Raw genomic sequence first — 6,000 nt, forward strand, 5'->3', positions numbered from 1 at the left:
CACGAAGCTGCGTCAGAGATAGCGGCAACTGCCCCCGGTACCCGTGAGCGCCGGAGACGATTGTGGGGGCAGCGCGGGTTAAGCCGGATGGTGACATAGGGGTGGAGTGATGACAGACGATGCTACCGCTGACCGGCAGCACGTGTCGGCGGACGTCGCACCCGAACTCTACGAACCGGAGGACGACAGATGACACGGCAGGACTACGACGCCCACGAGGACGCAGACGAACAGGACGACAAGAAAACCGACGCGGACCGTGACTCGCGCCGGAAGAAGCGCCACGACGAACACCTCCAGGACGTCGACGTCGGCGCTGGCTGTACCGAAATCTGGGAACACCTCTCCGACCAACGCGACGAGGAGTGACCTACGCACACCAGCGAGGGGCTTTTGCTTGATGCCGTGTAAGGCTGGCACATGACAGACGACCCGTCGCCCACAGCCGGTCGGGAGTCTCCCGTCGGTGAGCCGGTCATCCGCGGGGACCCCTCGGTCACCGGCGAGCACGCGCGCGACGCAGTCGAGTTCGACCCGGACGACCCCGAGAGCGTCGCCGAGGCCGCCGATACCGTCCGTCGCTTCGCCGAGAACACCGTCGGGGGCACGGACAACGTGTACATGCTGCGCGGTGCCGCCGCCTGCGCCGCACTCGTCCGCGGTGTCGGCTCGTACAAGACCGCGGCCGAGCGCGCGGGCGAACCGGCGACCGTCTCCTTCATCCGCAAGTGGGCGCGCGTCCACGACCTCCCGCAGTCGATTCGCCGCCACGTCGCCATGGGCCACATCGCCCCGACTGCCGCGAAACACATCGCGCGCGTCGACGGCGACAGCCGGTTCCACCTCGCGTGGGCGACGCTCGACGGCGACCTCACCGTCCGGGAGATTCGCGCCATCGCCAGCGAAGTGAACGACGGCCGCCCAGCCGCCGAGGCCCTCGCCGCCTACGACATCTCACTCGGCGAACTCACCGTCACCCTCCCGCCGGACGTTTACCGCGACCTCCGGCAGTTCGCCGCCATCGACAGCCGCTCGGTCGACGACGTCGTCGCCGACGCTATCGACGAGTATCTCTGAGTACTGCTGCGTCTCTGGCTACGACTGTTTGTAAAACGACCGCCCGCGACGAGCCTCCGAGTATCGGTGCGTCTCTGCCTGCGATGGTGACTACGCCGACTCCTCGCGACAGAAGCGCGCCGCCGCGTCGGCGATGACCGAACTCGCAGTCACGACATCACCGAAGTCGACCGTCTCGTTCGGGTAGTGCGCCTCCTCGATAGTTCCCGGCCCGAAGAGTACGGTCGGAATCCCTGCTGCTTCGTAGTGGCGACTGTCCGCGCCGTAGGTCGCCCCACGCGGCTTGGTGCCGAGTCCGGCCGCACCTGTGGCGTCCTGCACCGCGCCGACGACCGGTTCGTCGAGGGCGACCTCGGCGGCTTCGAACTGGATGGAGAATCGTTCCAAGGACGGTGGATGCTCGGTGAGCCACTCGCGCTCCTCGACGACGCTTGCCAGTCGCTCGCGGAACTCAGCTTCCACGTCGGCGACCGTCTCGCCCGGCGCGACGCCGATGCGAATCTGGGAGACGAGTTCGTCCGGGACTGCCGACGCCCAGTTGCCCGCCCGAACCGTGCCGAAACAGACCGGCCACTTCACCGGATACTCCTCGTACAGGTGGTGCGAGACGTGCTCCTCGCGCTCTGCCTCTAGTTCCTCGAACGCGTGACGAATCGCCTCGAAATGCGGCAGGACCGACTCGCCGCGCCAGCGTGTCGCCGCGTGCGCCGACCGGCCCTCGATGCCGAGTTCCAGCATCACGCTTCCCTCGACCGCCGTGACCACGTCCAACTCCGTCGGCTCCGCGATGATGGCCGCGTCCCGGTCGAAGGGATACGGGTTCGACAGTGCGGCCGCCGCCGCACCGATACCGCCCTCTTCCTCACCCGCGACCGACTCGACCACGATGCGCCCGTCGAACTCCCCCGAATCAGCGAGGTGACGCGCCGCGAAGATACACGCCGCAAGACCAGACTTCATGTCCGCGGCCCCGCGTGCGGTCACCTGCTCGCCGTCCCACATCGGCTCGAACGGGTCCGAGTCCCACGCGCTCTCCGTCACCGGGACCACGTCGACGTGGCCGTTCAGCACTAACGTCGGTCCCGCCTCCACCTCTCCGACTTCGACCACGCCCGCGACGCTCGGCCGCGCCGCGACCTCGATGTCGGCCGGGTCGTCCGGAAACGACGGGTGTGCGGCCAACTCCTCGGCGTCAGCCTCCCACTGGTACGTCTCGAAGTCGAACGCCTCGAACTGGTCACGCAACCACATCTGCGCCGCCGCCTCGTTCCCGTCGGTCGTGTCGAACCGCAACAACTGCTCGACGAACCCTCGCAGGTCGTCGGCCCACGTCTCGGCGAACTCGCTCATACGAGCGGCCACGCCGTCACCGGGTAAAGGCTTCTCGACATCTCGCACGGAACGATAGTCATTTAACCGTCCCACTATCAACTACCGAATGCAAGGGCCGGTAGCTCAGTTCGGCAGAGCGTCTGGCTTTTAACGGAATCACTCCTCATTCGGGTGGTTTCGGAAGATACCAGACGGTCGGGGGTTCAAGTCCCTCCCGGCCCGTTTTCCTACGAACGATAGTGAGTAGTGAAAACGCCATGGAGGACTTGAACCCAGCCAGTCGCGCGCAGCGAACGAACGTGAGCGAGCACGTCTGGGTTCGGTTCAAGTCCCTCCCGGCCTGTATTCTCACCACGAGTAAATTCAGGGGGCGTACTTGTCGTATTCGGAGTGGAGAGCCCGAATTTATTTATGATAATATAGTAATGGAAATTAGATGGTCCATCCGAAGGAGCAAGGCCAACGTAGCGAAGCAGCGGTGCTATTCGAATTTACCAAACGAGGCTTGACAGTCCTTACTCCGTTCGGAGACAACGAAAGGTATGACTTAGTCGTCGAGGAGCAGGCACGGTTCTACCGAATCCAAGTGAAAACAGGGCGGTTGGAAAACGGGCGTGTTCAGTTCGAAACGCGAAGTTCTGGGACACTCACTCGCAAAATAGCAAAGGAAGGCTATACTGGACAGGTCGATTTCTTCGCGGTATACTCTCCAGATACAGAAGAAGTGTACGTCGTTCCGATATCTGAAGCACCAAAGACAACGATGGGACTCCGGATAGAAGACGCAAAGAAACGATCTCCAAACATCAACTGGGCAGCAGACTATACAGTCTGCAACTGGCTAAACTCGATTCAAGAATAGACCGAACACCGAATCTGGATCGGCGTCGAGCAGTGGTTAAAACATCGGATACACAGACGAAAAACGAGACGAGCGGCTTACTCCTTGCGCGGCAGGAACGCCATGCCGACGAGGAGGACGAGTGCGATTCCGCTGACGTAGATGATGCCCCAGAGACCGTTCATGCGGGCGTTGAAGTGATTCTCTGCTTCGATATGTTCGTGGAGATCCTGCTGACCCGATTCGCCCTGTGCGAGGGCGACGGTCTTGTCGTCCACGAAGTGGACGGCGTACGGCTGCCCGTTGAGGGTGGTGTTGACGTGCTGTGCCAGTTCGACTTCGTTGTCCTTCGGCGCGTTCCAGGTCCACGTGACGGACTCGTTGCCGGCCTGCACCGAGCTCTGGTTCCCCTTGAACTGCATCGGGTCAGAGAGCGAGAGCGTTCGGGTCTGGATAGAGGAGTTGTTCGACGACGCGATGAACTCCTCGACGGCGACCGCCTGCCGGTCGCTCGCGTTCGGGTCCGCGTCGATGTACTGCTTGCCGTCGACCCACTTCGGACTGTACTGGTCACCCGGCTCCCAGCGGAGCGTGACCTCAGAGACCGAGGACTCGTTAGCGATGAACGCGCGGTAGGTCGTGTTCTCGTAGGTCACGGTGGAGTTGTTGCTCCACGACTCGGTGTACTGCGCTGAGTCATTAGTCCACAGGAGCTTCGCAGCGTAGGTGACACCGCCACCACCACCGCCGTGACCGCCACCGCCCGAGGACTCGCTCGCGGAGACCTCAGTGACGGTGTACTGCCGACCGTCGACGGTGAACGTATCGTTCGCTTTCAACGTGTGGTCCGGGTTCTCGATACCGACTTCGGGTGCTGCCGCGGTCTCCATGACCGCGTAGGCCCCGGCAGCGAGCACGAGGAAGATAGCGACATACGCCGCCGCTGCTCGTCGTTGCATAAACGAGGCGAAGTACGCCCCCAGTATAACGGTTACTAACTTGGAAGCGACTCTGTACGACACTGGCCGGCACGGCGGCGAAACAGCTAGTCGTCGATGCCGACAGTCACACTCGGCGGAGCAATCATACCCTCTTCGCACCAACCACCTACTATGGCTCTCTACGACGCCGTGGCAGACCTCGAACTCACCGTCGACGACTGTCGACTCGAACGCCACGAACGCGAGACGTCGAGCGACTTCACCCGCGTCACGACCGTCGTCTCGCTCCGCGGCGACGGTGTCGTCGGCCGCGGCGAGGACGTGACCTACGACACTGAAGACCACGACGCGCTCCACGCGACGGACGGCTTCGACCTCACAGGCACGTACACACTCGACGAGTTCTCTGACCACTTGGACGACGTGTCACTCTTTCCAACGTCACCGGCGCGCGAGACAGCGCACCACTACCGACGGTGGGCCGTCGAGAGCGCCGCGCTCGACCTCGCGCTCCGCCAGACCGAGACGAACTTCGCCGACACCCTTGGCCGTCGCTACGACCCTGTCCGGTTCGTCGTCAGTACCCGCCTCGGCGACCCACCGTCGTTCGACCGTATCGACGCAATCCAGAACGTCTGGCCCGACGCCGAGTTCAAACTCGACCCCGTCCCGGAGTGGGACGACGCTCTCATCGAGCGACTCGCCGCGACCGACGCGGTCCGCGTCCTCGACCTGAAGGGCCTGTACGAAGGCACCAGCGTCGATCAGGCAGCCGACCCCGACCTGTACCGCCGCATCGTCGCAGGCTTTCCCGACAGCGTCATCGAAGACCCCGCACTCGACGACGAAACCAGACCACTATTCGATGGTCACGAAGACCGCGTAAGCTGGGACTACCCGATTACCGGCGTCGAAAGCGTCGAGAACCTCCCCTTCGAGCCCCGCTGGCTCAACATCAAACCCTCCCGCTTTGGCACCCTCCAATCCGTCCTCGACACCATCGATTACTGCATTGACCACGACATCACGATGTACGGCGGTGGCCAGTTCGAACTCGACGTCGGACGAGAACACATCCAGGCGTTCGCGTCGCTCTTCTACCCCGATGCACCAAACGACGTCGCCCCTAGTGGATACAACGACCCAGAACTCGACGACAATCTCTCACGCAGTCCACTCGAACAACAGGCGACGCTCACCGGACTCGACTGGCACTGACTGCCGAACAGTGTCCAAAATAGACAGATTACCCAACTGAGGAGTTTGGCGATGCCTCTCCTCGACGAAATGCTACGAAACGAAAATGTAAGCCAAGGGCCGGATTTGAACCGGCGATGGGCGGCTCTGCAGGCCGCTGCGTTCGGCCGGACTCTGCCACCTTGGCGCGATTTACTCTATACCTTTCGTGCGTTTAAACGTAGCGATATTCGACACGACACTCTCTCAAGTGGTTGTCACTCGTCGACGCAAATACGAACAGCCACACAAAGCACTCGCTCTGTGCGGCTGAATGAAGTATGAATGGGGCGGCGAACGAATTTTCCCAGAGGCTCGCGCACTCCAGTACTCGCCCGAACGCAGGTGAGCTTAACTACCGTGTTCGGGATGGGTACGGGTGTAACCTCACCGCTCTGGCCGCCTAACGCCGATTCCCGGAATCGAACCGAGAATTATCAACCATGATCGGTCGAACAACCAATGTGTAAACGCAATCCAGTTAACGCCTGAACCTGTCGACAGGCCGTGTATCAGAATACACGTCCCATCATGCGGTATGAATGTGTGGCTTGATCTGTTAGTGCTCGCGGG

Annotated in this window: 6 protein-coding genes, 2 tRNA genes and 1 rRNA gene; 5 read left to right on the top strand and 4 right to left on the bottom strand. The window is 62.2% G+C overall.

What is annotated here, in order from left to right:
• Positions 1-189: 189 nt before the first annotated feature.
• Both ACSC1P_RS17605 and ACSC1P_RS17610 read left to right on the top strand, forming a co-directional pair.
• Positions 190-369 carry a DUF8595 family protein gene (locus ACSC1P_RS17605; protein ID WP_435361497.1) on the top strand — a complete coding sequence of 60 codons (180 nt, stop codon included), beginning with the start codon at positions 190-192 and terminating at the stop codon, positions 367-369.
• Positions 370-420: 51 nt separating this feature from the next.
• Positions 421-1,077 (top strand): DUF7119 family protein, encoded by a 657-nt coding sequence (locus tag ACSC1P_RS17610; protein ID WP_435361498.1) that lies wholly within the window; start codon positions 421-423, stop codon positions 1,075-1,077.
• A gap of 90 nt (positions 1,078-1,167) precedes the next feature.
• On the opposite strand, the gene ACSC1P_RS17615 is transcribed toward ACSC1P_RS17610, so the two are convergent.
• Entirely contained in the window at positions 1,168-2,427 is a 1,260-nt protein-coding gene (locus ACSC1P_RS17615; protein ID WP_435361499.1) for a M20/M25/M40 family metallo-hydrolase, read from the bottom strand.
• Positions 2,428-2,521: 94 nt separating this feature from the next.
• Here ACSC1P_RS17615 and ACSC1P_RS17620 point away from each other — a divergent pair.
• Both ACSC1P_RS17620 and ACSC1P_RS17625 read left to right on the top strand, forming a co-directional pair.
• Positions 2,522-2,631: transfer RNA gene (locus ACSC1P_RS17620), tRNA-Lys, on the top strand.
• Positions 2,632-2,845: 214 nt separating this feature from the next.
• Complete coding sequence (locus ACSC1P_RS17625) at positions 2,846-3,271, top strand: group I intron-associated PD-(D/E)XK endonuclease (RefSeq protein WP_435361500.1); 426 nt, start codon at positions 2,846-2,848, stop codon at positions 3,269-3,271.
• A gap of 77 nt (positions 3,272-3,348) precedes the next feature.
• Here the strand turns inward: ACSC1P_RS17625 and ACSC1P_RS17630 are convergent, their stop codons facing one another.
• Positions 3,349-4,209 carry a DUF8231 family protein gene (locus tag ACSC1P_RS17630; protein ID WP_435361501.1) on the bottom strand — a complete coding sequence of 287 codons (861 nt, stop codon included), beginning with the start codon at positions 4,207-4,209 and terminating at the stop codon, positions 3,349-3,351.
• A 153-nt stretch (positions 4,210-4,362) separates the two neighbouring features.
• Between ACSC1P_RS17630 and ACSC1P_RS17635 the strand changes: the two genes are divergently transcribed.
• Complete coding sequence (locus tag ACSC1P_RS17635) at positions 4,363-5,409, top strand: enolase-like domain-containing protein (protein ID WP_435361502.1); 1,047 nt, start codon at positions 4,363-4,365, stop codon at positions 5,407-5,409.
• A gap of 90 nt (positions 5,410-5,499) precedes the next feature.
• On the opposite strand, the gene ACSC1P_RS17640 is transcribed toward ACSC1P_RS17635, so the two are convergent.
• Positions 5,500-5,575: transfer RNA gene (locus tag ACSC1P_RS17640), tRNA-Cys, on the bottom strand.
• Positions 5,576-5,712: 137 nt separating this feature from the next.
• A 5S ribosomal RNA gene (gene rrf / locus ACSC1P_RS17645) occupies positions 5,713-5,834 on the bottom strand.
• Positions 5,835-6,000 lie beyond the last annotated feature (166 nt).

It is taken from the genome of Haloarchaeobius caseinilyticus (genome assembly GCF_051207395.1).
Lineage (GTDB): Archaea > Halobacteriota > Halobacteria > Halobacteriales > Natrialbaceae > Haloarchaeobius.